The sequence below is a fragment of the Corynebacterium sp. ES2715-CONJ3 genome (assembly GCF_024814365.1).
Taxonomy (GTDB): Bacteria; Actinomycetota; Actinomycetes; order Mycobacteriales; family Mycobacteriaceae; genus Corynebacterium.
The window spans coordinates 86,603-111,513 of record NZ_JANUXS010000003.1 but is presented as its reverse complement, the minus strand read 5'-3'; the positions used below and the strand labels follow the sequence as shown (position 1 = coordinate 111,513).

Here is a 24,911-nt window from a genome sequence, read left to right as displayed (position 1 = left end):
CCCTCCTCGAGGGGACCCTGGCATTTTGCTTATCAAGGATCGATGATGACTTTTCTGATTTTTGGATTAGGTAATCCAGGCCCCAGTTATGCCAAAACACGCCACAATATTGGGCGCATGGCTCTTGATGAACTGCTCGAACGTACCGGGGAAACCCTTAAACAACATACTCGGACTCGCACTCAGGTAGCGGAAACTCATATCGCTTCCCACCGGGTTATCTTGTCACAGGGGCGGTCATATATGAATGAATCAGGAATACCTGTCCGAGCGCTCGCGGACTTTTATAAGATTGATCCCTCTAGAATGCTGATACTCTTCGACGACCTTGAGTTGGAGTTCGGCCATACTGCACTCCGGCATCACGGTGGCGATCACGGACATAAAGGTCTGCGCTCAATAACGCGGAGTGCAGGTAAGGATTATATTCGCTGTGCCCTGGGTATAGGACGGCCACCCGGCCGAATGGATGTCTCCAGTTTTGTACTCAAACCCTTTTCTAAAAAAGAGCAGGAATCTCTGCCGGTAATATGTGCCGATATGGCCGACGAGATCGAACGCTATATCGCTACCACTTCCTAGCTTTTACCAGAGCGGCTTTCAGTGCGTTATCGTCGAGCTTTAGTGCCCCCGCTCGCCGCAAACGGTGCATGACCGTGGGGCACTTTTTGCACCGCGGATGCGAGCGGCAGCACTTTTTCTTAGGAGATCCCTTGGCTATGCTGTCACGCAGTTCGCGCGTGGAGGTGGGTGAGGATACCGCTGAGGGATGAATGTCGGACTCAGCTAGAGCTTGGGCAAAGGCGTCGTCGATGATCTTCCGCGCTCTCAGTTGCGTTGTCACCTTAGGCTGATAGCTGCTTAAGCGCGAGGAAGAAGAACTCATAGTACTACGAAGATAGCACAGCCTAAGCTGGCTAGGAAGTTCTCAGCTCTCGAACAGTTCTTGAATAATCTTGCGCGCTCGCTTGCGTTTAATATGATCCAGATCGGCGCCGACGAGGCAATAAGCGAACTCCTTAGTTTCCGCTATCCCCTTGACGGTTGCGGTCATAAAAGCTAATTCGGGATAGCTAAAGGGAAGGTCTGCATTATTTTCGCTCCAGGAACTCGGGATCCCCCTGGCATAGCGTCCACTGAAGGCGCGAGAAACTACTGTAGACGAAGAGTTTTTGATGAGCTTACGGTTGAACTTTGAGGTGCCCGCTTCCTTGGACCGCAAAAAGATAGAGCCGGAACACACTGCATGGACTTGTTTGATCTCAAGCATCGCCTCTACTTGACGGGCGGTTCGTACTCCGCCTGCTGCAATAAGCGGGGTTTCGGTGTGTTCAGAGACTTCTTGGACTAAGAGGTAGGTGGGGATTTGATTGGGTTCAATTTTTGGATCGAAACTGAGGCGATGCCCTCCGGCATCATAACCTTGAACTATGAGGGCATCTGCGCCGGCTTTTTCGGCTATGTGGGCTTCTTGCGCATTAGTTACACTCACCCAGGCCTCTATCCCTTGAGTGTGCAGCTTCTTAATTTCCTTAGAGCTAAAACAACCGAAACTGGAAGAAACGACCGTAGGTTTTAATTCGAGAACCGATTGAAATTTTTTGCTAAATCCGAAGCTGTAATCAGCCGAAGGCACCATATAGGGGTGCTTGAGATTCTCGTCGCTTACAGCACGGTCAAGCTTTTCGTAGACCTCGAAGATATCCTGCTTTTTGGGTTTCTTCAGTTGAGGGTAGTAAAGGTTGACCCCATAAGGAACATGAACAGCATCCATTTCTTGAATAAGATGTTTTGGTTTCGAGGTGCCACCCGCGAGGAATCCGAAGCCGCCGGCCTCACCAACGGCATTGACGAGATCAGGGGTCGATGGTCCGCCAGCCATGGGAGCCGCGATGATCGGGTACCTCAGCGACTTCAAGACGCTCATGTGCACCATCCTTGAGAATATGAGACTATTTGTCTATGTTTTGGCAGAAATGTGCATCTTTCTTTTCCTCACCCTATATACCCCTCCAATCCGCTGAGTGGCTGATCATCGGTCTGGGAAATCCCGGAGAACAATACACCAAGACCCGCCATAACGTCGGCTATAGGGCTCTAGATATATTACTGAAAGAAAGCGGCCGCACACTGTCTCCTGTCAAAGGAATGCCAGTGTTACTAGCATTTGCCGAGATTGATAATAGCCCGTGCGTTCTCGCCCGTTCAACTGAGTTCATGAACAACTCAGGCAAGAGTGTGGCAGCAGTTGCAGAGACGCTCAATATTGCCGCGGATCATATTATTGTTATCCACGATGAACTGGATCTTCCCGAGTTTAAAGTGCGCCTAAAGTTGGGCGGTAATGAGAATGGTCACAATGGGCTGAAATCGATCACAGCCCATCTTGGTACCCGCGATTACCTCCGCATTCGGATGGGAATTTCCCGCCCTCAGAAGGGTACTAATATTGCCAATTATGTCCTTTCCGATATACCTGAAAGTACGGAGCTCTCAGCCAGCATAAATACTGCAGCCCGCGCCGCGGAGCTGATAGTCACATCGGGCTTAGCACGGGCTCAAAATCAGATTCACTAATTGATAAACCGAGCGACGCCGAAAGCGGCGAAGCCCATAATGAGACTCATCATCCCGATACCTAGTGCAACCCCCTCGCCCATTCGCGAATTTTCGCGGGCGTTCGTAGCCTCAACCTGCGCTTGAGCAGGCACCGGTTGCAAGCTCGCATTGGGAACGGAAGGGGGTGGAGAGGAGGCTACCGGGGGAGCGCTTAAGGCGGGACTAAAGGGCGACTGCTGGATCGGTGTTGTTTGTCGCCTAACAATCACAGGCAGCTGTGAGGAGGCGCTTCGCGGTTGCACAGGAACGAACGTTTCCGCTGGTGCCTGTAGAGACTCTGGTGCCTGTAGAGATTGGGGACTCTCGGACTCTGTGCTTTTTTGGCGCGGTTCTAGGTTGTCTAAAGACTTGCCAAGCTTAACAACCTCGGAGTCGAGTTTTTTAAACTCACGGACCAGCACCCTGGGCAATTGACCAATGGAGCTGGCCGTACGAGATTGTCTGGGGCCACAGTTGGCGTCGTTCTGAGGTTGGTACACCTGCTGCTCGATGAATTGATAGTCCTGAGCGGTTATCAGGTCATCGATTGTCTCCTCACCCACCACAAAGTTCACCGTATAATCCGAGGCAATCACCGGATTATGGGCAAAATTGCCACCAAAGGCGAATTTGGTTGTATAGATCCCTGGCTGTGTAAAGATAATGCCGCTATGAACGTGGGCGTGAGCTGGGAAATCCCACACCTTTGATGCGTCGGCGGAATCGAGCAATACATCCGCTTGGGAAAAGAGAGAATTCTGTTGCTTCCAAAATACTACGCGTCCGTCTTCTGGGCTTTCGAGGAGATCCATGCTCAGAGGTAGCGACGTCGCACCACCAAGCTGCTCACTGGTTATACCCAGAGTGGAAAAACCGACCCAGGGCACGTGGGTGCCGCAGGTGGTTATTTGCACCTCAGGAAGATTCCAGATCTCATCCTCACCGTTTGGCGTTATCCCTGCGCGGTCAGGGCCGAGATCTGGTTCCAGTCGTGCAGATGTCAGGCGAGCATCGTCCCCGACGAGAATAAAAACGGTTTCGCTTTCCCGCATCGGCGAAAGCCCACGGGAGTCGAAGGATCCATCATCACGCATGAGAAAGTTGATGCGTTGATCCTCACCGAGGAAAAGGTGCATATCTTGGTGATTTTCGCGCACCAAGTAGCGTTGGATACCACTACTTTCCTCCGCGGCAACTACCGCTGGTGGAAAAGCAACAGTTGCCATCCCCAACGGCATAAAGGCCAAGCTGACACTTAAGGCAAGGGCGTATTTTCTCATGATTTTTTGCGTCCTATCAGCCCCTGCGTGGGACTAAAGATCCAAGCGAAAAGGAAAATGGAAGTTAGTACCAACACGATGGTAGCACCGGTAGGCAGATCAATTGCCCAAGAAAGGTATACCCCCGCGATAGCTCCGATGACCCCAACCAGAGCCGCTATGAGCATCGTCATCTTCAGGTTATCGCTCAGCAGACGGGCCGTGGCGGCGGGGGTTATCAAAAGAGCTAGAACTAAAATATTACCGATGGTGCGCACACTCATCACCACCGCAGCTGTGACTGCCATATAGATAACCAGGTCAAGGAAGAATACCGGTAAATTCATAGCGCGTGCGGTCTCACGGTCCAAAGCTACCGCAGTTAATTGGGGAAGAAGTAAAAAGACTGCGGCGATTATAAGCGTGCCAGCGATGGCGGCAAAACCAATATCGGCGTCTGATACCCCAGTAATGGAGCCGAAAAGAAAGTTATTCAAGCTAGCTGTATACCCCTCGGTTCGCGAGATGACAACGAGGCCAAGGGCGAACGCTGCAGCGAAGAAGATTCCTATAACCGCATCCTCTCGAATTCGACGTCGCTGAGAAAAGACAGCTATGAGCAGAGCAACCGACGCTCCCGCTACCGCACCCCCGGCGAGCACTGATACCTGTAATGCAAAAGCAATGGCCAGTCCGGGAAAAACTGCGTGGGCCACAGCATCACCGATAAAGGACATACCGCGCAGAACCACGAAGGTGCCGATAATAGCGCACACGATTGCTGATATCACCGAGATCAGCAAAGCGCGGGGCAAAAATGCTAGAGAGGGGTTTGCGAGATCGTGGAGGAAGTCGACAAAGGAAATATCAATCATTGTATATGGGCTCCTACCAGGGTGAGCAGCGGCGAGGTCTCCCCCACTTGAAAAGTATCCATCCACACGTGCGGGTCACTCAGCTCTCGAGGGCTTCCATCTGCACGGATTGCTCCTCGAAAGAGCACCAGACGAGAACAGGAGTTAAGTGCCTCCCCAAGATCATGGGTGCACATGACAATAGAGATTCCTTGCTGGGCTAATTCCACAAAGAGTTGCGTCAACCCCTCCGCGGTGGGCATATCGAGGCCAGTAAAAGGTTCATCGAGAAGTAATAATCGCGGATGAGTAGACAGTGCCCGGGCAACAAGCACGCGTTGCCGCTGACCGCCGGAGAGTTGGCCAATCGGGCGGTCTGCGAGTCCGTCGAGGCCTACTCGCTTGAGTGCCTGGTCACACGCTGCTCGGTCGGCGGCACGTTTTTTTATGAGGACTCCATTGATCCCAATGCGGCCATTGATCACGCAATCGCGAATACTGATGGGGAAATCCCACGCAAATTCGTGGCGTTGTGGCACATACCCGGTGAGCTGCCGCATCTTTTTTAGTTGCGTTTCCCCGGCTATGCTAACCGTGCCTGTAGACGGCACCAGTCCTAGAATGGCCCGCAAAAGGGTCGTTTTGCCGGCCCCGTTGGGCCCCAGCAATCCCAGAAATTCTCCTTGATTGACGCTGAGATCCACGCCTTGAAAGATTCGCCGACCTGAGAGGTGAACTCCCAGATTGCGGGCGCGCAAAATTTCCACTAGTTCTGCTCAGCTCCTCTCTTATTAGAGCCAAGGACGAGTCGTACTACTGCAATAATGCTCACGATAACGAGAAGCGCCACGAGTGCGATGATCGACCACAGCACCCACTGGCTTTCGCCCTCGGCGCTTGACGCGGGGCCAGGCGTGACAGTGTCGTCATCGTCAGCAAGGAATTCTCCATCCCATGTGACTGCCTGGGCTGCGGGGAGGTCGGCCTCTTCACCGACGGCGAAAACCAGAGTCTTAATCGACTCGTGAGTGCTGCCATCATTAAACTCAGTGCTGAACTTTAGTGCTACCTGCTGGATTCCAGGCTCAGTGAATACCCAGTTTGCATGCGTGTGGGTATTGAGATCGATCCAAATTTTTTGGGCTTTCTGCTGCGCGGAGTTAAAGAGTACTTGCGGCGCTTCGAAGCCACCATTTTGTAAGAAGAGGGTAAATTCTCCAGGACCCTCGTGCCCGAGGAAAGTCATATTCATGCCGCGCGTTGCTTTATCAACGAAAAGAGGCGATTGGGTAGACCACCCTAACCACGGCACTCCTACTTCCTCCACCTGCGGGGCGACCCATACCTTTGCGCCAGGTTTAGCACCGATAAAAGCAAATTCTTCAGTGTCGGGAATTTGCTGAACAGCTTTATTATCCAAAACGAAGATCATATCGTCGACGCTGCGCCACACGGGAGGCACCTGCCTGTCATCGCGAATGAGTACATCGAATCCCGATCCATCAGTTTTCACCAGCGGAGCGATATCAGCATGCCCACCGAAGAACTCGGTGAGTTCGCCTTCGGGTGCAATCGGCTCATCCGCGCTAATAACTTGGTTCAGATCGCCGGCAGTGCTGATACTTGGGGTGATGCACAGACCCAGGCATAGTGATGCGGTCAGTGCAGCAACCTTCTCTTTGAACATATTTTCTCCTTAAATTACTTTTAAGTGCGCTTATTTTTGCTATCCCAGACACCGACGGAGTTCTTCGACATTGCTCCGCATGAGGTCAATATAGTTCGTCGCGGTGGAGTCAAGGGTATCGCCACGTATAGTGCACACAGCGATATCCAAGGTGGCAGCGGTTTCGGTCAGTACACCTGAGCGGCCAGCTAGTTTTGGTTCCAGGAAAACCGCTGGCACCTGTAAATTCTCCAATGTGCGCGTTAAGGCGATCACATCTCGGGGGCTCGCTTCAACGGCTGGGTTAGGGGTCACGAAGCCCGCGATATTGAGATCATAGTCGTGGCCTAAATATCCGTAGGCGTCGTGCGTGGTTACTAAATGGCGTCGGTGTGGCGAAATTGTACTCAAAGAAGCCCTCATCCATTGGTCTAACTCCTGGAGTGAGTCCACATATCGGTCAGCGTTGTCTCGGTAGATATCTCGTCCACCCGGGTCTATAGCTGTTAATTCGTCTTGGATTACGCGAACCATGGCAATGGCATTGGCGACACTGTGCCAGACATGGGGGTCAACCTCCCCGTGGACGTGCTTACCCAAGACCGCTTGTGGCAGTAGATAAGTTTCTTCGCCGGCGGTTCCTAGGAAACGGAAGGTTGGGTCACCAGGAATTTGTTGCAAAACGGATGATGGGACAGCCACGACCGAACGCTCGGGGTCGTAATCATAATCTGTTTGAATCCCTTCCGGGGCATCACCGCGAATGGTCATTCGGGCTTGATCCAGGTCAGCGGTGAGGTCCATATGTCCGTGATCTAGAACCACCGGATGAGCTATACCCGGAGTGCTGTGGGGATCAACCCCCACGGCGAAAGTCACCGTTGAGGTGCCAACTGGAATGGAAGACTCAGCGGTGTTGAGGGTGGCAGAAAAATTCAGCCGGTAGTATCCCGGCTTTGAAAACGCCCAGGACACATGGGTGTGGGCGTCGACAGGTAAAGTAGCTTGATCGGCGGCGTCGATTCCATCGCGGGTATTAAATAGGATCTCTGGAGTGCCGAAGGTACTAGTGATATAGGCTGCTGCGTGACCTGGACCTTCAGCCGCTGAGAGGGCAATATCTACGCCGGAATTGCGGCTCGCACCGAGAGCTTGCCCCTGGCCACCAATGCGCATCCCGAACCACACCGTATCAAGGGCAATATTTTCAACCAGGGGAAGCAATTCCCCGCCATGTCGTGGCGCTTGCTCGGCGAGCTCTACGAAAGGCACGCCCACACGTTTGACGTGCTGAGCCGTGGTCAGGAGAGAGTGCTGTTCGAGGAGGAGCCCATTGGCAAAAACGATATCAGCGTTGGCTATATTGCGAATATTGCGCAAACCCGGCTCATAATTGTGAGGATCGGCGCCGAGGGGCATCAGGGAGATAACCCGAGCACGATCACCTGCGACTTGAGAAACCAGATCCGCGATAATAGGTGTGGTTGATACGGCATCAACGGTCGAGTCGTTAGTGGTGGGTACTTGAGCATTATCAGACGCACACCCAGTGATCATCAGGGAGCCTGCTATTGCTACCAGTATTGTATGAACAAGGTTCCGCGAAAATCTTGTCATTTCGGTGCTACCGCCGATCGTGCACGTGACCTCATCATTGCATTGATCAATACGGTGCTGCCGGCACCCAATACGAAAAGACCGAGGCCGAAAATGACGAACGGGAGTACCCCGATGATTTTTTCTGCCAAGGATTTGCTCTCTGCGGCGTTCTGGTGTTGGACCTCGCCGAAATAATCTGGAATATTTCCAGTCTCCCCTGGTGCACCATTGGATACGTCACTTGGTATCGCTGGCGCTTGGGGCACGGGCGCGATTGCTTGCGCTTGAGAGATCCCCGGATCGCACTGCCCGCCTGCGGGGTTGATCACACTTCCTATGTCAAAATGCCCCGACTGATCACCATGACCTACATTGAAGACAAGAGTACCTGTACCTTGTGCTTGCTCCCCCGTAGTCAAGGTCACTGATTGCCGGATCGACACATAGTAGGTACCAGGGGCTCCAAATACCCAGTTGGGATGGACATGGGAATTGCGCGGAATTTCGTGTACCCCAGACGCCTGGTTATTCGCTCCTCTAAACCATTCTTCCCCCACCACGGTGCCGAGTGATCCCTGGCTGTAGACCACCATGGGGCCAGGACCGCGGAAGCCTACAAGTTCCCACACCACGGATCCTTGAGTATGCTCCAGCATGGTGGGATGTTGGTTATTCGAACCCACCCATGGGACATGGGGCTCCTGGGTGGATCCGATCATCCAAACTTTTCCTCGCGGTACGGGGCCTATACTAAGAGGTAGATCTTTAATAGCCGCTGACCCCAAGTGAAACTGCAGGTCATTGAAATTCACCCAGCGAGCTGGAGAGGTGGTGTCATCTTTAATCTGCGGAATCACCGTGGGTTCGCACGTCCCGGGTTGAGGTACGTGAGCCTGCGGCGCTAAAGGTGCAGGCACCGATTGGATTTGGGGGCGTGCTGGCTGAGGTCGGGATTGCTGCTGTATAGGGGCACTTTGGTTGCGCGAGGGTGATGGAGTGCGGCTGTTGTCTTGATGGGTAAGATCTGAGCTATCGTCCTGCGAGCGCCCGAGGGCAGCGGTGTCCCCCACTTTCCACGTATAGAGAGCGCGGTTTGAACTGACCCCGTTGCCGCTGGCCACGACTTCGAATTGGTAACTGCCTGCTTGGGTGAATGCCCAATTGACGTGGCGATGCGCTGGGTAGCGTTGGTCAACAGTACTACCTGAGGTGAGCTCGAAGCCGCCGTCACTGGTCACAGCAGCTAGTTCCCCGCCGATGCGATCTTCGAAGAGATAGACCGACCCTGGGCCCGAAACTGATTCGAAGGTAAGAGTTATCTCAGAAAACCCACCGGTCCGCACTCCCAGGGTGTCCCATCCAGGCCATAGAATTCCGGGCTGCTGTGATTGTGGGAGAAAATAACTGGCTTGTCCGATTTCCGACACCCGTGCTGTTTCTTGAGAATAAGCATTCTCGCCGACAATCAGGGTGATGTCTTCTGCTCGTCTGATCACCCCAGTGCCAGTGATGTCTTCTTTTACCGCCAAATCAAGTCCACCGTCTTGAGCTCGAACAGTGAAAAGATCCACGTGCCCGCTGCTCAATTCAATTCCCTGAGCTTGGGCTGGGGCGGTTATGAGAATAACCGAAATAAGGATGCTGCCTAGTAGTGCAGCTAATCGGCGCGTAGCAATCTGAGACATGAGACCTTCACAAAATTGAGAAACGAAAAAATCGCAGGGTGCGGGAATCCCGACACTCACGTAGAGTGTCGGGATCTTAACGATGGTGCCCTCTTAGAAGCGCGGAAGTAATCCTCCGTTGAGAGCCGCTGCAATCAGCCCACCGAGAGCAGCGATAATAGCTATCACAATTCCTACAATGGCCCCAACGCTAAGGCCGCTCTTTTCAGTAGGTTGCGAAGGGGCGGGAGAGTCAGGTTCGGCTGGACGTTGTGTCGTACTAGGCGCACTCGGTGCCTCAGGCTTTAACGGCGATTCTACGACCTCCCAGGTGTATGTAGCCTGGTTGGAGATGAGCTGACCCTGCTGAGCCGACACTTTCATGGTGTAGGTTCCAGGCTCGGTGAAGATCCAATGAACGTGGCTATGGGCTGGTTGAGTGATCAGATGAGAACCGGTCTCCAGCTTGAGCTGCCCACCGTTGAGTACCGGGCGAACATTTAAAAGTCCATCACCATTTGTTCCATCGGTTTTAAAAATATAGATCGAACCAGGACCACTGACTTCGAGAAAGTTGAAGTCGACAGGTAGCTTCTTGTTTTTCAAAGGGGCGTCCCAGCCAGGCCACAGTGTTTCTTGCCGTTGAGATTGTGGCAGATACGCGGCATTGGCTCCAACGGGATTAGTGGAAAACTTCTCAAATTTTTTGGCCTCTATCCAGGCTTTTTCGTTGACTTTAAAAACAACCTCATCGGCCTCACGGATAACACCGACGCCGGTCACGTCTTCTTTGACGTTGAGCTTGAGTTGATCCTTGTCCTGTTGGAGGTGCAGGAAGTCAACATGGCCTCGATCGAGAACGAGGGTCTCTGCATGAGCTACAGACATGGTAGACGTTCCCACGATGGCAGCGGTGCCCAGGGCGACGACGTGTTGGCGTAACATATTTTCTCCTTGTGAAAATGCTTCAAAAGCTTGGTGCCCAGTTCATTCCAGTTGAACCGAGGTGGGCATGACCCTAAGGGGTGCGACATGGCACCCCTTAGGGCAGTGGTGCCTCGCGCAATTTAACGATGCAGTATCGATCGAAGGAAATCGATGAGCCATTGCATCTGCAAGATTGCCAGAGCTGTGAGGGCAATCGTGGAGATGGCTGAAACAATTGGTATCCAGACTGGGGTGGGCTCCTGCTTTGGATCTTCAGGCTTTGGATCTTCAGGCTGCGGATCCTCTGGTTGCTGATCCCCAGGCTGCGTGTCCTCAGGGCTTTGTTCATCGTGAGATTGCTGGCTCAAAACTTTACAGGCTTCGTCGGCATTATGTCCCACCACAAAGGTCATTTCTTCGGGCTCAGAGGAAATGTTCGTGCCGTTGTTAAGTTCGCCCGTAAAATAGCTCTTGAGCGTGTATACGCCAGCTTTGCTAAACGCCCAGTTCATGTGCACGTGGGAAGCCGTGCTGATTTTTTCCTCGTAGTCTTTGGTCACTGAGTTGATCATGACCAAGGTGTTATCGCTGAGGGTGGCATCACGGTAGAGCCCAAACTGTGCTCCTTGAGGCAGTTTCGTGGGCTCTAGGTGCCACGTAATCCCATCGGAGAAGTCCTCCATATCGAGCTTCATGGTGTTGTAGCCAGGCCACAGAATACTGGTTTTATTGCCTAAGCTCTCGGGAAGGAGGTAGAACTTCTCACCCTGATCGAGGTACTGGGCATCGATGAAGTCGAGTCCCTGGTTATCAAACCGTTGCGTGCGTACCACGGAGGCGGCGGGCGACACAACATTGATTACTGATTCGATGTCACGCTTGATGAAGTCGTCGGTCTCGATCCCCGTCTCGTCGTAGATCATGGCGCTCAGCTTCTCGCCTTCCCGATCCACCACCAAGTCGGTGTGCCCGCGGTCGAGCAGAATCTTGTCTTCACACCGATGAACTACCCGGGGTACTTCTGGGGTTTCAGCGGGAGCGTCGATAAGCGGTGTGGACACCATGGGAGGAGTAGCAATGGTTATCGAATCGCTTTCCAGATCTATTGGTGCTGTGGCAGTTACGTCGACAGCACTAACCGCAACTGCTGGGTGGGGGATGATCTTGATATGCGGCTGGCGATCTTGAAGATCACTATCGCTAAGAACAAGGGTGCCTACACCGTTTTCAACGAAGAAGGAGTATTCATCGCCGCCCTCACCAGCGCGGAACTTGACTACGCCGCGCGCCCTGGGGTCGCTTGCGGTGAGCGTAACGCGATAGTGATCGTCTTCAATAGGAGTAATGGCAATTGCCCAGGTGATATCTTCACGTGGCTCAAAATTGTTGAGATCAAGGTCTACAACGTCGTTGGCAACCGGAGCTAGAACTTTTTCATCAAACGATGATTCTTCGGTTTCAACGCCTCCCACCGTCGCGGGGATGACCTGGAATTCCTCATCGACCTCGCGGCTTAAGATAGGCGAGATCCAGCGTTGCCCAGCGTCCCCCTCGGGGACGAAAATAGCTTGAAGTTTGGAGGCTTCAGGCCCCATGAGCTCATTCCAGCTCGCCACACCGTCTACCACGTCTAGATCAGTGAGATGGTAGCCATCGATAAGCACAGTCAGGGTACCGCGCACCGAATCGTCTTTGGCGTCGAAACGAATGGTGTCGAGCTTGTCATCGCCGGCGCTACTCTCGGCATTGAGCTCGGTCGGGGCAATGCTCAGTGTATAAGCCGGGGAATGCGTTTGGGCAGGTGCGTTGGAGTAGCGGTCCTTCAGGCTGGCGCTCGCAGTATCCTTAGGAGCTTCGCCGCCTACTTGTACCACTAGCGTGCTGAGCTTGGAGGAGAGCAGCTCCTTGTCAGTTTGGCGCGCTACGGTTCGGTAGGTGAGCTCATAGCGTCCAGGCTTGGTGAAAAGGGTGTAGTTATGGGTGTGCTCTCCGAAATCGAGCTTGCTCGAGCGAGGGCTCTGAGCGCTTGACCCGAGCAGTTGATTGAGACCAGCTGGGTAGTCCTCGTAGTAGTTAAACAGTTCCACGCGGCCTGGGCCTTTGACGCTCACGAGGTCGAGCATGGCCATTTGATTGAGGTACTGGTTGATTTTGAAGCTTTCATCTGACCCATAACCCCACCAAATCGGTGTTGCTGAACTGCGGATATTCGCTGGACTCGCGTAGTAGGTCGCTTCCCGCTTAAGTCCCATATGATCGAATAAATCATTATCAGGGGTGGTGAACTGATAGGTGGGTACATATCCACGGAATCCGCGCTCCCAGCCTTTACCGATCCAGATGACCGACTCGTCAAATTCGGCTGTCTTTCCGTCGGAGTATTCGGTGCGCAATTGGATAGATCCCGTTGCTTCATCGTAGAAGGTCTTTGGGGAATCGACATGGTGGCGCGTAATCACACGCTTGCCATCATCGGGGCTGGCAGTTGCTGTTGAGGGCACTATGAGCGCTGCACCGAGCATGGATAGCGAGGTTAGCGACGCTAAGAGCCTCTGAGCGGAAGGACGAAGGGACATGGGAGCCTTTCCATCAAGGGGTTCTTATTGAAAATAATGAAAACGAGTACCAATAGGCATCAGAATCCAAGAATAAACGAATAAGACTTTCAAACCAACTAAGCCACGCCCTATGTAATCAACACCACTCTGCTCATACGGAGAAAGAAAGGAGAGCACCTAGTTTGTACTATCCTTAAAAATCATGAGTTCAACCCACACCGCCACAGAAGCCGCCCGCCGTCGCACCTTTGCAGTCATCGCCCACCCCGATGCCGGTAAATCAACACTTACAGAAGCTCTCGCGCTTCACGCACACATCATTAACGAAGCCGGAGCCGTGCACGGTAAAGCAGGACGTAAGGCAACTGTTTCTGACTGGATGGAGATGGAAAAAGACCGCGGGATCTCGATCGCGTCATCGGCTCTGCAATTTGAATATGCGCCGGCGGGTCATGAGGGCGAGCCTTATATGATCAATCTCGTCGATACCCCAGGGCATGCCGACTTCTCCGAGGACACATATCGCGTCCTCACCGCGGTCGACGCAGCCGTGATGCTTATTGACGCTGCCAAAGGCCTCGAGCCGCAAACCCTCAAGCTTTTCAAGGTATGTAAAGCTCGTGGTCTCCCCATTATCACGGTGATCAATAAATGGGACCGCCCAGGCCGCAGCCCTCTGGAACTCGTCGATGAAATCGTTCAAGAGATCGGGCTACAACCCACTCCGCTTTATTGGCCCGTGGGAGAAGCAGGCGATTTTCGCGGACTCGCTCGCATCAATGATGAGGGTGAAGCAGAAAACTATATCCACTTTGTGCGAACCGCAGGCGGATCCACCATTGCCCCAGAGGAGCACTACGAGCCCGATGCCGCCCATACCCGTGAGGGCGCGGCATGGGACAATGCCACCGAAGAGGTAGAACTCCTCGCTGCTGATGGAGCCGTGCACGATCAAGAACTCTTTTTATCCTGCATGACTTCCCCTCTTATTTTTGCCTCCGCGATGTTGAATTTTGGTGTACACCAAATTCTCGATACCTTATGCACCCTCGCCCCCGCCCCCCAGGGAAGAGGCTCAGATGAGAAAGTATTAGCCGCCGCCACCGGCACCTTCGACGGTTTTCGCGAAGTAGGGTCGGAATTTTCTGGCGTAATCTTTAAGGTACAAGCCGGCATGGATAAAAATCACCGCGATTCACTAGCATTTATGCGAATCGTTTCAGGTGAATTCGAGCGCGGAATGCAGGTCACCCACGCTCAATCGGGGCGCAGCTTCTCCACAAAATACGCGCTCACTGTTTTCGGTCGCACCCGATCCACAGTGGAAAGCGCATTTCCTGGCGATATCGTAGGTATGGTCAATGCCGGTTCCCTCGCACCAGGCGATACCATCTACGCAGGACGAAAAGTGCAATTCCCACCCATGCCGCAATTCGCCCCCGAACATTTCCGCACCCTTCGCGCGAAGAGCTTGGGCAAATACAAGCAATTCCGCAAAGCGCTAGACCAACTCGCAGCCGAGGGGGTAGTGCAGATTTTGAGGAATGACGCCCGTGGCGATGCCGCCCCCGTCATGGCGGCGGTAGGTCCCATGCAGTTCGAAGTCATGATGGCTCGAATGGAGAATGAATACAACGTAGAAACCCAAGCTGACCCTATCCCCTACTCCGTAGCACGGCGCACCACCGAAGAGACCGCCCCAGAATTAGCCAAACAGCGCGGAGTTGAGATTTTCACGCGCACCGATGGCGAGCTCGTCGCTCTCTTTGGGGATAAGTGGAAACTTGCCTTTATCGAAAAAGAGCACCCCGAGTTTGAACTCTTCCCCATGGTCGCAGATTAGGTTAAGAACTTCCGACACCTCAACTGTCGCCGCAGCCCACGAGGCTCTCGAGATCTCACCATTTTCAAACGCCTCTCGTGGGGAATAGGTGAATCCTGATCACCGGACTGTAAAGCTATATTCGAAGAGTTCAAACTGATACCTAGGGGCATATGCGATCATATAGCGTGAGCCTTGGCCTACTGAGTGCAATGAAGTTCAGTATCTAGCGGCTGGCAGGGCCCCATAAACAACAGCCGGGCACCACTAACCGTTTCCTATATTGATTATGTGAGGCAGGCATCCAGTGATGCGTGCTGAGTCGGGCCACTTTTGCTCCTGAGCATTACGTCACTGTGCTAGCTTTACGCGATCTACTATCCCCTGAGCACCCCTCGACTCCTAGCAATAGTGCTGAACACGAGATGATACTAAGTGTCGAGGGCAAAAGCTCTCAATCCCGAGAATAGGAAATCCGCACCTTCGTGACAAAGGTGCGGATTAAACCACTGCTAGTTGAGGAAATACTCAACGACAAAAACCTGGCCTCTGCGCGCCGATGTAGCTACCCCAAATCCTCGCCCATCTGGATAATAGTTTGGGGAGTTTTTCAGCCACTTCGCCCGCTCGCGAGCTTGTTGCGGGGTATAGCGGTAAATATTTCCGGTGCCTTCACGCAGATGACTGCCGCCGCGTCCAGCATTGCCGTGGAATACCACTCGTCCGCGTGCAGCCTCATCAGCCCAAGCAGCAGCTATGCTATACGCCCGTTGATCAGGGGTATGCCCCATCTTTGCAAGGTGCTTTTCTGTGGCAGATTGCAAAGCAGCCCGCTCGTGAGTAGTGCGAGCGAGGGTGTCATCAGGACGCAACTCAGCAGGAACTGGGATCCTCAACTGATCGGCCACGTCGAGCAATTCCTTGGGCAGCACAAATTCGGAGCTTCCGCCTATCGCTGCTAAGTCTGAGCTACTCGGTGCAGGCTGGGCAGCTGCCTGAGGAGCCAATCCCATGACACAAGCAAGAGAGGTGGCGAGAGCGATATGGCGAATCTTCTTCATAGCTCTATGGTGGCATAGTTCCGCATATTTTTACATCCCCGCGCCCGAAATTTACCGAACCGTTATGAGATGAACTCTGTGCTACCAACCACTTAAAGATGAAAGCTGCCCATAAGGATCAGAGCGATTCCAACAGTATAACCGGCAATCTGCGAAGCCAAACGCGGTCGTCCACGCATTGCCTGGAACAGGACCGCTGCACGCGAGGTCGGCCGAGATCGGATAGACACCATCATGAGAGCCGATAACGTCGGTAGTGACAGAGCAATACTGGCGTAAACAATCATTCCCAGATAACGGGTCATCCAAGAAAAATCGCCGGCGCTTAAGACTGCAATACCCGCAAAAAAAGGAACCGATGTAACAGATTGGGCGAGCCCAATAAATAGTCCCATAATTAGGGTACGAAAGCTGGGGGTATGCAAAGGTGGCAGGAACTTTGCGACCATCGCCTGGGAGTCCCCTCCGCGAGCCGTCATCACAATACTTAATATGCCCACAAAGATAAGCAACCAACCAAATATGGGCGAAGAAACCGCTTTCCGTACGACATCGCCTAATTGGTCAAAAATAAACATCGTACTTAATGCAAGTAAAAAAACTCCCAACCAGTCACCAACAATGAGGACCCCCACCACGTGGCGATAACGGGAGCGCTCAGGCAGCATAATCCCCAATGCAACCACAATGCCGATGAGGAGGACGTTAAGCGAATCGAGGAATGCATAGGTTACAGCATGAAGCATTAAATACTGCCTTTATTTTTTGTGGGCTTCCTTTTGGTGTCCCTGACAGTCTAACGGGCATCCCTATTTTACGAGAGCTCCTCCAATAGAAAATGGGTTAGCAAGCTCGCATTTGATAGGCTGATAGCAATCTTTGTTGACTCTTCTGAAGGATTTCCGATATGAAAATTATTCCCCTCATTTGCGGGCTCGCCACCATAACCGCCCTTGCTGCCTGCGCTTCCGACGAAGACCACACAACAGCCGATTCAGGCACCAGCGTTGGCAGCGATGGTATTACCGTAGCCAAGCTCTACGACTATGTCCTCCCCCTGGGTGCAACGGAGATCGAGGATAAAACTGCCGCAGAGGGAACTTACTTCTGGGATGCCTACTACCCCGAGATGTCCACGGAAGCGCTCGCGACTTATATTTATTCCAACCCACCGCGCAAAGAGCTGGATATGACCCTTGTCTACGACCAACCGCTCAACGACGAATCCGAGACCCACGAGTGGTGCTGGCATACTCCCGCCAATGGCGAGGGAGTTTTTGAAAAAGTCATGATCTTCAACGTGTCTACTTACGAGGGTAAAACGCTCTTCTCAGCAGCTGCTGGAAGCGACACCATTGGTTGCGTTCAGCCCACAGGTTCCTAAAAGTCCTCTACGCTAAGATAAATAGCGGTATGTCCAGATTACAAGCTAGGTAACGCTGGTTACCTAGCTTGAAGTAATTCACCCTAGAGGAACCTCATTGTCTACCCACCTGCAACCACCTCGAACCCTCGATGACGTACGTTCAGATGGTTATTTCTCTGCTCTGCGCCGCGATTATGCCCTGCGGACCTGCTTGGGTACGTCCCCTAAGGTTGCTTATATGCGCACTGAATCCGGCTATGCGATTGACCTTATTGGGGCTGACCGGGCATTGAAGCTTAAGGGCCGAATTATCGGCTCACTCAACGCTGATCGGACTCATATTACATGGCTGGTTCCCCACCCCGATTTCGATTTTCTCTTCGCTCCCGCTTCAGATGAGCTCATCCAGGCGGCCCGGACGATTTTTGGACCAGGTTTGCTCTATCTAGCACCGCAGGATGACGGGACAACGGATCTCGTGCTAGCCGAAGATGCCGACTGGGGCGGTTTCTTGCCATCTATCGATGAAACACTCGCCCTTGGTTTGCGCTCCCTGCCACATTCCATAGATCTACAGCGAGCGCTGCTGTCTTTCGCGGCCTTCGAAAATATCAGGATTCGCGCCGACGATGATGTGATTGTCTTCGAAAACGGATCGCGCGTCAATCTAAGCTCGGGAACTTTAGAGTCGACGAACTCACTCAGCATCGCCGACGTTGTGGCAGATTCCTTCTACTTCAGTGTGGAACATCAACTCTTCTTCCACGGCGCATTTCCCCAGGCCAGAGTAACCTATGACGAGCAAACCCATCAGGCTCAGGTCAAGTTTCGCGGCAATTCCATTAATGCCCACGGGATCGTAGCTGGCTTCCTCAGTGGGGATACCTTCAGCTTCGCCCACTCCAGCGAAGCTGAGCTGCTACCGGTACGAGCCTTCGCGACAAAATACGCAATTCCTGAACTACTCCAACCTACTTCTATTGCTCGTGCCCAGGAACTAGGTCTTGTCCATGCTGTGAAGCGCATTGTAGGTCACTGGACTCACGTCTTTATTCCCGTGAATGAGTGCACCACTGCTCTCGTGCTTATCGACGCTCCCGCCTTCCATTTACCTCCCTATACTCCGGAGGCTGCGGCGGCCGCTCGATCCACACGTCTCCCGAGCGGCGTCGATAAGCAACGAGCAGAATTCGCCTACCGTCAACTACGACAATTCTAGTGCGGCTTTAATCGCATCCTTGTCCACATTATCGATGTGAGCAGGGCAGAACGAAGCATCGCGAGTTTTGTCCACGAGCACTGCTCGGACCCCCTCGGCAAAATCTGGGTGCTGGCGCTGATAGGCCCCCAGCCTCTCTTCTAAACGAAGTTCTTCCTCTATAGTGCTGGCTTCTTGGCTGCGAGTTAAGAGCTCGAGGGCGGCAATCATGGAGGTAGGACTTGCCACCTTGGTGAGGGTATCGAAACGCTCAGCGAGCTCGGGATAGGCAGTAAGTCGTCGTTCGATATCGGGCCATTCGGCCGCCGAAAAGACCTCCTCGATGGCCTCCGCAAATCTCGCAAGCTCCGATTCACCCTTCACTGGTCGAGCATAGCGATCAAGCGCTTGATCAATACCGTGGGCAATGATCGCAGAGCGCACACCTTCCATATCTGCGTGTTCGACATAATGGGTTGCAAAACCTGACCATAGAAGATCAGCTGGCCCCAGATGCCAGCCGCTGAGGAGCATAAATCGCGCGAGGGCTGGCGATGCGAAGCCTCGCTGCCCCACCATTCGTTGTGCCATATAGGCAACACCCACATCTGGGATGAACCCGATCGCCATTTCGGGCATCGCCGCAAGAGCATTTTCACTTATGATGCGGTGACTACCATGCACCGAAATACCCAAGCCGCCGCCCATGGCTACACCATCAATCAGCGCGATATACGGTTTAGTGCAGTGATGAATCTGAGCGTTCATGGCGTACTCAGCACGGAAAAATTCGTCGGCGCGCTCGGGATCGCCAGCAATAATATACTCTCGGGCGAGGCGCACATCACCGCCGGCGCAGAAAGCTTTGGAATTAGAATAAATCAGTATTTGGTCAATATCGGGATCGGCTTCCCAGATGCTCATATGCTTCGAGATAATAGTGACCATCTCGAGATTCAGAGAGTTAAGAGCCTGGGGGCGGTTAAGCTCGACAATACCGGTGCGATTTTCAACATAGGCACGAATCACGCTATCTGTCATAGGCTAAGTGTGACATATTAAAATGTGCTCCGCTAGCTAGCATCTTGTAAGGTAGCGTGGGCATTGCATGAACTTATCGAGAAAGGCACGCCGAGATAATGGGTAATCAGGATCCGCAGTACAAACTAGTCGTATGCGATATGGACGGCACATTATTAGATAGCGAACACCATATACCTGAGGGGTTTTGGGCTCTTCTTGATCGACTAACTTCGCAGTCCGTCGCCTTCGCTCCAGCCTCAGGCCGTCAGCTGTATACGCTGCTTAATCAGTTCGAGCAGGCATCCTACCCGGTTTCGGTCATCGCCGAGAATGGCACAATGGTCTACCACGAAGGTGAGATCATCTCAACGACAACGATCGCCCCTGAGGATGCCCACCGCATTATTGACATTGTTGACGCTCACCCAGAGATCGATTGGGGCCTTGCCCTGTGCCGCACAGATGGGGCATTTGTTTCACGCACCGACGAGGACTTCCTAGCTGAAGGTACCCGGTACTACGCCCGCCTCACCCATATCGAAGACCTTCATCAGGCAGTCAACGATGATGTTGTAAAGCTTGCCCTCTACAGCTTCGAGGACGTTGAAGATCGCGCCCATGACCTTTTTTCCGCGCTTCCTGATCACCTCGCTGTTGCAGTCTCCGGCAAGCATTGGATTGATGTCATGAATAAGTCTGCTAATAAAGGCAAAGCTTTGCGCGAGCTTGCAGACGCTATGGGCATCGATATATCCCAAACTTTAGCTTTTGGAGATTATCTCAACGACTACGAACTTATCGAGGCCGCTGGGACCTCCTATGTCATGGACAACGGTCATCAAAAATTGAAGGATATTGCCGACCATATAGCCCCTCCCAATAGCGAGCACGGAGTGCTCACTGTTTTAGACGAGCTATTTCCAGATTCCGATAAATAGGTTTTGCTAGTTATATGAGCAGCTAGCGCGGCCAGGTTTCATGTTATTCCTCCAAGCGTTTGGCTACATCTGGAACATAACGGAACTCTTCCCGCGGAGGGCGCTGATAGTCATACGACGATTCAGGCCTCTCGGGTATCTCCGGTAATTCCTGTTTAATATGCTCATACGGGACAGCCGAGAGAATATGGTTGATCACATTGATCCGGGAGCGCTTCTTATCCTCACTCTCAACCGTGTACCACGGTGCTACCACAATATCGGTGTGGATAAACATCTCATCTTTAGCGCGGGAATAGTCCTCCCAACGTGTAATAGATTTGAGGTCAATAGGCGAGAGTTTCCATCGGCGCAGTGGATCGTTACGGCGGGACTTAAAGCGCTCAATTTGTTCTTCATTCGATACCGAGAACCAGTATTTGAGCAAAATGATGCCATCTTCCGTTAACAGGCGCTCAAATATTGGCGCTTGATGGAGAAATTTCCGGTATTCCTCGGTTGTACAAAATCCCATGACGCGCTCGACGCCCGCCCGGTTGTACCAGGATCGGTCAAAAATAACGATTTCGCCGGCGGTGGGGAGTTTCTCCACATAGCGCTGAAAATACCACTGTCCCTGTTCTCTCGAGTTGGGAGCAGGAAGCGCTTCAATCCTGCACGAACGTGGGTTGAGATATTGGGTGATGCGCTTAATTGCCGACCCCTTGCCTGCGGCGTCGCGGCCCTCCATAATAATGACCACGCGGGCCCCTGTAGCTACCACCCACTGCTGCATCTCCACGAGCTCGGCCTGTAGCCGCTTCAGCTCTGCTTGGTAGGTCTTCTTATTCAGTTTCCGCGGTTTTTTCTCTTCTTTGTTGGACATACCTCCAATTTACCCGCTTCGGCGTGTTTACGTCGCTATACGTACAGTTGCTGATCTCAAATAAGATGCCGAATAAAGTCTTAAAACGAAGGCGAATGTCAACGAGGTCGAAGTTTTAAAGGCATTCGAATATATAACTTAGGAGTAGTATTATCTTCGCTATGCCCGTAAAGAAGACTGGACCAAAGCCTAAATTCAATGAATCTGACCTAGTACGTATTGCTCTCAAACGTGGAGTGGATAAATTCACCCTTGCCGATATAGCTCGAGAACTAGGAGTTTCCAGTCCATCGCTATACCGCCTCGTTCAAACACGCAACGATATAGTGCATCTATGTTTAGAACACGGACTATCGCAACTGACCTTGCCGAAGGACGAGATGGGTTGGCAGGATGCCCTACGCTTTCTGGTTAAGCAATTATGGGATCTTTTTGAGCGTTATCCTGGTTTCGAGAAGGCCATGTTAGAAACTCCAGCAGCTCATGTGCATGCCCTCGACTACTACAGGGATATCTCAGGCTATCTCGTTGCAAAGGGTTTCCCCGTTGATTACGCCAACGTAGATTTTCTCATCACCATGTTAGGTGAGCTAACAGTCACCGGCCATATCGCCCACTCCACCCTGCAAAGGGTTCATGAGGGTGGCGAAACAGGACTCAATGAAGCCCGTGAGCGTATTTCTGGAATCTCTGATCAAGCTTTCAGCCCTCTCGAAAGCTGGATGGACGCTGGCAAGCTCGGCCAATATGTCGAGCGCATTATCCAAGCTGTCGAAGATCAGATTGAGCTCGAAAGGCTTCGTGCCCAACTGTCATAGCTCGAGCTGCTCTCCTCGCTCCATCCATTCCATTTCCAGGCCCTCAATATCCTCACGGATCACGCGGGCCTTCTCCCCTAATGTCATCAGTTCACTGACGTTATGAGCGGCGGCGGCCATCTGAGCATCAAGCTCGGTGAGCTGTTCGCGAAGTTTTTCCACCCTACGCTCGAGAGCTTTCATCTCCTTCTCAACGCGCCTTTTTAAAGCTGGGTCGATCTGCGGCTGCGGCTGATGCACCTGAGCTTCTCCGTGTTGAATGAGCCCAGAAGGAGTATCAGCTAGTATTTCCTGCCGTCGTTGTAAGTATTGCTCGATCCCACCAGGAAGGTTACTCAAGATGCCATCACCATAAAGGGCCCATGTGGAATCAGCGATACGCTCGATAAGATATCGATCGTGCGAGACCACGACAAGAGTTCCTGCCCAGTTATCCAGAAGAGATTCCAATTCCTGCAAGGTATCAATATCAAGGTCGTTGGTGGGCTCATCCAAGAGCAGCACATTCGGCTCAGCCATGAGCACTCTGGTTAGCTGCAAACGTCGGCGTTCCCCACCGGATAGGTCGCCCACTGGTGTACGCTGGCGCTTCGCGCTAAAGCCAAGACGTTCGGCTAGTTGAGACGCGCTGAGCTCCTTAGTACCTAGCTGTACATAGCTTGCCACTTCTTCCACGGCATCAAGGAGTCGAATATGTGGATCCAAATCGTCGAGTTCCTGACGCAGCCATCCTATGCGCACGGTTCGCCCTTCAATACGACGTCCAGCACTGAGTGGATAAGCACCAGCGAGCACTCTTAACAGCGTGGTCTTACCGGAACCATTGATGCCTACGAGGCCAATTCTCTCGCCGGGCCCTAAACGCCAGGTGAGATCTTCAACAAGAACTCGATGGTCCTGAGTTTCGATACGGGCATTTTCCAGCTCAATGACAACCTTGCCCTGGCGTTTCTTTGAAAAAGCCATGAGCTCCACGCTGTCGCGCGGTGAAGGGACATCAGCGATGAGCGCCTCGGCGTTCTCAATGCGATAACGAGGCTTTGAGGTGCGTGCGGGCGCTCCTCGACGCAACCACGCTAACTCCTTGCGGGCTAGGTTTTTACGGCGTTGCTCTACGGCATCGGCCTGGCGTGACCGTTCCGCGCGGGCAAAAATCCAATCGTTATAGCCACCGTCGTAGATGTCGACGTGACCATCGTGGACTTCCCAGGTCTTGGTCGCGACAGTATCGAGAAACCACCGGTCGTGGGTGACTACTACAACCGCGATTTTGCGGGCAACAATATGAGCAGCCAACCACTGGACACCCTCAATGTCAAGGTGGTTGGTGGGCTCGTCGAGAACGACCACATCGAGTTCTTTAACAAGGGCTGCCGCTAAATTTACACGGCGTCGCTCCCCACCCGACAGCTCCCCCACTTTAGTGTCCAGCCCGAGCCGTGCAACCCCTAAACCATTAAGCACTTCACGTACTCGCGCATCACCAGCCCATTCAAAGGTGGCTAGTCCCAACGGACGCAACACGATGTCGGCTATGGTGGCCTGTGGATCAAGCTCAGCGCGTTGAGTAACTACCGCCATCCTCAGGTCCGTAGTATGACTTACTCGCCCGGAATCTGGAGGCTCGATCCCCGTGAGAACCTCTAACAGAGTAGTCTTTCCCCCACCATTTAGTCCCACTACGCCAATGCGATCTCCGGACTGCACACCTAAGCTCACCTCATCGAGAAGGGTTTTTAAGCCGAATGACTTCGAGACTTCTGCCAGATTGATGAGATTAGCCATGATGTATCCGTTCAATATATGACCCGCGAGCTGGACCGGAAGCGATAGCAGTGCGGGCTAGGGGTGAGAGCGCACGGGCGATAGCGCGTGCGCTCTCTTCATGAGGACTGAGGAAAGCACACGTCGGCCCCGAGCCGGAAATTATGCCCCGAAGAGCTCCGGCGGATTGACCCGCGGCGAGAATATCTGCAAGTGCTGGTTGAAGTTTTAAGGCGGCGGGTTGCAAATCATTGCGCATAGCTTCCGCCAATGCATCCGCGTCACCGAGTCGAAGCGCAGCTTCTGCCCGCGAGGAGTCCATATGGGAAATACGATCCATAGAATCCAGGGTACGAAAAACCTCAGGTGTGGATAAGCCGGTATCCGAAAAAACAAGAGCAAAGTGGAATTTACCTTTGGACTCACAAGGCCGGAGCTCATCACCTCTTCCTTGACCAAGAGCTACACCACCGAGGATAGTAAATGGGATATCAGCACCCAGCTGGGCACCTAAGGATAACAGTTCTGCCTGACTGAGGCGACCGCCCAGCATGTGGTTAGTGGCCACCATGGCTGCGGCGGCATCGGCACTCCCACCGGCCATTCCACCAGCTGTCGGAATACCTTTCTCAATAGTAATCTTGAGACCCTGTGTTTTACCGAGGCGCCCATAGCGCTGCAGCACCAGTTCGGCTCCCCGCCACGCGAGGTTACGAGCGTTGGTTGGCACCCCGGTCTCCGCGCAATCAAGAGTGGTGACCCCAACCCCCGTGGTGGCCTCGACGGTAATGGTATCGCTGAGATCGAGAGCCATGAAAACTGTAGAAAGCTCATGGTAGCCATCGTCTCGTATGGGCCCCACCCCTAAATGGATATTCACTTTGCCTTGGGCTTTGGCAGTTACTTTCGATATTTTAGGAACCTTCGGCAC

At 52.9% G+C, this 24,911-nt stretch carries 23 protein-coding genes; 7 read left to right on the top strand and 16 right to left on the bottom strand.

The genetic code is table 11. The features are described from left to right. Positions 1–42: 42 nt before the first annotated feature. Positions 43–582 (top strand): aminoacyl-tRNA hydrolase, encoded by a 540-nt coding sequence (gene pth / locus NXT00_RS04555; protein ID WP_396124740.1) that lies wholly within the window; start codon positions 43–45, stop codon positions 580–582. Here the strand turns inward: pth (NXT00_RS04555) and NXT00_RS04550 are convergent. Together NXT00_RS04550 and NXT00_RS04545 are read right to left on the bottom strand one after the other, a co-directional pair. Beyond that, positions 569–886: a hypothetical protein gene (locus NXT00_RS04550; protein WP_259078461.1), complete on the bottom strand. Its 318-nt coding sequence runs from the start codon at positions 884–886 to the stop codon at positions 569–571. The genes pth (NXT00_RS04555) and NXT00_RS04550 overlap by 14 nt on opposite strands. A gap of 42 nt (positions 887–928) precedes the next feature. Further along, entirely contained in the window at positions 929–1,927 is a 999-nt protein-coding gene (locus NXT00_RS04545) for a nitronate monooxygenase (RefSeq protein ID WP_259078251.1), read from the bottom strand. Positions 1,928–1,962: 35 nt separating this feature from the next. Here NXT00_RS04545 and pth (NXT00_RS04540) point away from each other — a divergent pair, with 35 nt between their 5' ends. Next, complete coding sequence (gene pth / locus NXT00_RS04540; RefSeq protein WP_259078253.1) at positions 1,963–2,577, top strand: aminoacyl-tRNA hydrolase; 615 nt, start codon at positions 1,963–1,965, stop codon at positions 2,575–2,577. Here pth (NXT00_RS04540) and NXT00_RS04535 read toward each other — a convergent pair. From NXT00_RS04535 to NXT00_RS04500, 8 genes are all read right to left on the bottom strand, one after another. Next, the gene (locus tag NXT00_RS04535) at positions 2,574–3,878 is read right to left on the bottom strand and encodes a choice-of-anchor M domain-containing protein (protein ID WP_259078259.1); all 1,305 of its coding nucleotides are present in this window, start codon (positions 3,876–3,878) and stop codon (positions 2,574–2,576) included. The two genes, pth (NXT00_RS04540) and NXT00_RS04535, sit on opposite strands and share 4 nt — an antisense overlap. Continuing rightward, positions 3,875–4,732, bottom strand: a complete 858-nt coding sequence (locus tag NXT00_RS04530; protein WP_259078262.1) for an anchored repeat-type ABC transporter permease subunit — start codon at positions 4,730–4,732, stop codon at positions 3,875–3,877. The genes NXT00_RS04535 and NXT00_RS04530 overlap by 4 nt, the downstream gene beginning before the upstream one ends. After that, a complete protein-coding gene (locus NXT00_RS04525) occupies positions 4,729–5,478 on the bottom strand; it encodes an anchored repeat-type ABC transporter ATP-binding subunit (RefSeq protein WP_259078263.1) in 750 nt (249 codons plus the stop codon). Before NXT00_RS04525 ends, NXT00_RS04530 begins: the two co-directional genes overlap by 4 nt. Continuing rightward, positions 5,478–6,398, bottom strand: a complete 921-nt coding sequence (locus NXT00_RS04520) for a choice-of-anchor M domain-containing protein (protein ID WP_259078265.1) — start codon at positions 6,396–6,398, stop codon at positions 5,478–5,480. The genes NXT00_RS04525 and NXT00_RS04520 overlap by 1 nt, the downstream gene beginning before the upstream one ends. Before the next feature lie 39 nt (positions 6,399–6,437). Beyond that, positions 6,438–7,994, bottom strand: coding sequence for an anchored repeat ABC transporter, substrate-binding protein (locus NXT00_RS04515; protein WP_396124925.1), 1,557 nt, complete (start codon positions 7,992–7,994; stop codon positions 6,438–6,440). Then, entirely contained in the window at positions 7,991–9,661 is a 1,671-nt protein-coding gene (locus NXT00_RS04510; RefSeq protein WP_259078269.1) for a choice-of-anchor M domain-containing protein, read from the bottom strand. The genes NXT00_RS04515 and NXT00_RS04510 overlap by 4 nt, the downstream gene beginning before the upstream one ends. Positions 9,662–9,754: 93 nt before the next feature. Beyond that, positions 9,755–10,585: a choice-of-anchor M domain-containing protein gene (locus NXT00_RS04505; RefSeq protein WP_259078270.1), complete on the bottom strand. Its 831-nt coding sequence runs from the start codon at positions 10,583–10,585 to the stop codon at positions 9,755–9,757. Between the two features lie 122 nt (positions 10,586–10,707). Beyond that, positions 10,708–13,143 (bottom strand): choice-of-anchor M domain-containing protein, encoded by a 2,436-nt coding sequence (locus NXT00_RS04500; RefSeq protein WP_259158261.1) that lies wholly within the window; start codon positions 13,141–13,143, stop codon positions 10,708–10,710. A gap of 184 nt (positions 13,144–13,327) precedes the next feature. Here NXT00_RS04500 and NXT00_RS04495 point away from each other — a divergent pair, with 184 nt between their 5' ends. Further along, complete coding sequence (locus tag NXT00_RS04495) at positions 13,328–14,968, top strand: peptide chain release factor 3 (RefSeq protein ID WP_259078273.1); 1,641 nt, start codon at positions 13,328–13,330, stop codon at positions 14,966–14,968. A gap of 491 nt (positions 14,969–15,459) precedes the next feature. Here the strand turns inward: NXT00_RS04495 and NXT00_RS04490 are convergent, their stop codons facing one another. Both NXT00_RS04490 and NXT00_RS04485 read right to left on the bottom strand, forming a co-directional pair. Then, positions 15,460–16,008, bottom strand: coding sequence for a hypothetical protein (locus NXT00_RS04490; protein ID WP_259078274.1), 549 nt, complete (start codon positions 16,006–16,008; stop codon positions 15,460–15,462). A gap of 92 nt (positions 16,009–16,100) precedes the next feature. Further along, a complete protein-coding gene (locus tag NXT00_RS04485) occupies positions 16,101–16,754 on the bottom strand; it encodes a hypothetical protein (protein ID WP_259078276.1) in 654 nt (217 codons plus the stop codon). A 161-nt stretch (positions 16,755–16,915) separates the two neighbouring features. Between NXT00_RS04485 and NXT00_RS04480 the strand changes: the two genes are divergently transcribed. Both NXT00_RS04480 and NXT00_RS04475 read left to right on the top strand, forming a co-directional pair. Beyond that, positions 16,916–17,392, top strand: coding sequence for a hypothetical protein (locus NXT00_RS04480; RefSeq protein ID WP_259078277.1), 477 nt, complete (start codon positions 16,916–16,918; stop codon positions 17,390–17,392). Between the two features lie 97 nt (positions 17,393–17,489). Continuing rightward, positions 17,490–18,593: a DUF6882 domain-containing protein gene (locus NXT00_RS04475; RefSeq protein WP_259078279.1), complete on the top strand. Its 1,104-nt coding sequence runs from the start codon at positions 17,490–17,492 to the stop codon at positions 18,591–18,593. Here NXT00_RS04475 and NXT00_RS04470 read toward each other — a convergent pair. Next, positions 18,579–19,613, bottom strand: coding sequence for a 3-hydroxyisobutyryl-CoA hydrolase (locus NXT00_RS04470; protein WP_259158259.1), 1,035 nt, complete (start codon positions 19,611–19,613; stop codon positions 18,579–18,581). The genes NXT00_RS04475 and NXT00_RS04470 overlap by 15 nt on opposite strands. 98 nt (positions 19,614–19,711) lie before the next feature. Here NXT00_RS04470 and NXT00_RS04465 point away from each other — a divergent pair, with 98 nt between their 5' ends. Beyond that, complete coding sequence (locus NXT00_RS04465; RefSeq protein ID WP_259078282.1) at positions 19,712–20,533, top strand: HAD family hydrolase; 822 nt, start codon at positions 19,712–19,714, stop codon at positions 20,531–20,533. A gap of 43 nt (positions 20,534–20,576) precedes the next feature. Here NXT00_RS04465 and ppk2 read toward each other — a convergent pair whose 3' ends face one another. Then, on the bottom strand, positions 20,577–21,398 hold the full coding sequence (ppk2, locus tag NXT00_RS04460; RefSeq protein ID WP_259078284.1) for a polyphosphate kinase 2: 822 nt from the start codon (positions 21,396–21,398) through the stop codon (positions 20,577–20,579). A 161-nt stretch (positions 21,399–21,559) separates the two neighbouring features. Here ppk2 and NXT00_RS04455 point away from each other — a divergent pair, with 161 nt between their 5' ends. Beyond that, the gene (locus NXT00_RS04455) at positions 21,560–22,216 is read left to right on the top strand and encodes a TetR/AcrR family transcriptional regulator (protein WP_259158257.1); all 657 of its coding nucleotides are present in this window, start codon (positions 21,560–21,562) and stop codon (positions 22,214–22,216) included. Here the strand turns inward: NXT00_RS04455 and NXT00_RS04450 are convergent. Both NXT00_RS04450 and NXT00_RS04445 read right to left on the bottom strand, forming a co-directional pair. Then, positions 22,211–24,001, bottom strand: a complete 1,791-nt coding sequence (locus NXT00_RS04450) for an ABC-F family ATP-binding cassette domain-containing protein (RefSeq protein WP_259158255.1) — start codon at positions 23,999–24,001, stop codon at positions 22,211–22,213. The genes NXT00_RS04455 and NXT00_RS04450 overlap by 6 nt on opposite strands. Continuing rightward, a complete protein-coding gene (locus tag NXT00_RS04445; RefSeq protein WP_396124932.1) occupies positions 23,994–24,911 on the bottom strand; it encodes a 4-(cytidine 5'-diphospho)-2-C-methyl-D-erythritol kinase in 918 nt (305 codons plus the stop codon). The genes NXT00_RS04450 and NXT00_RS04445 overlap by 8 nt, the downstream gene beginning before the upstream one ends.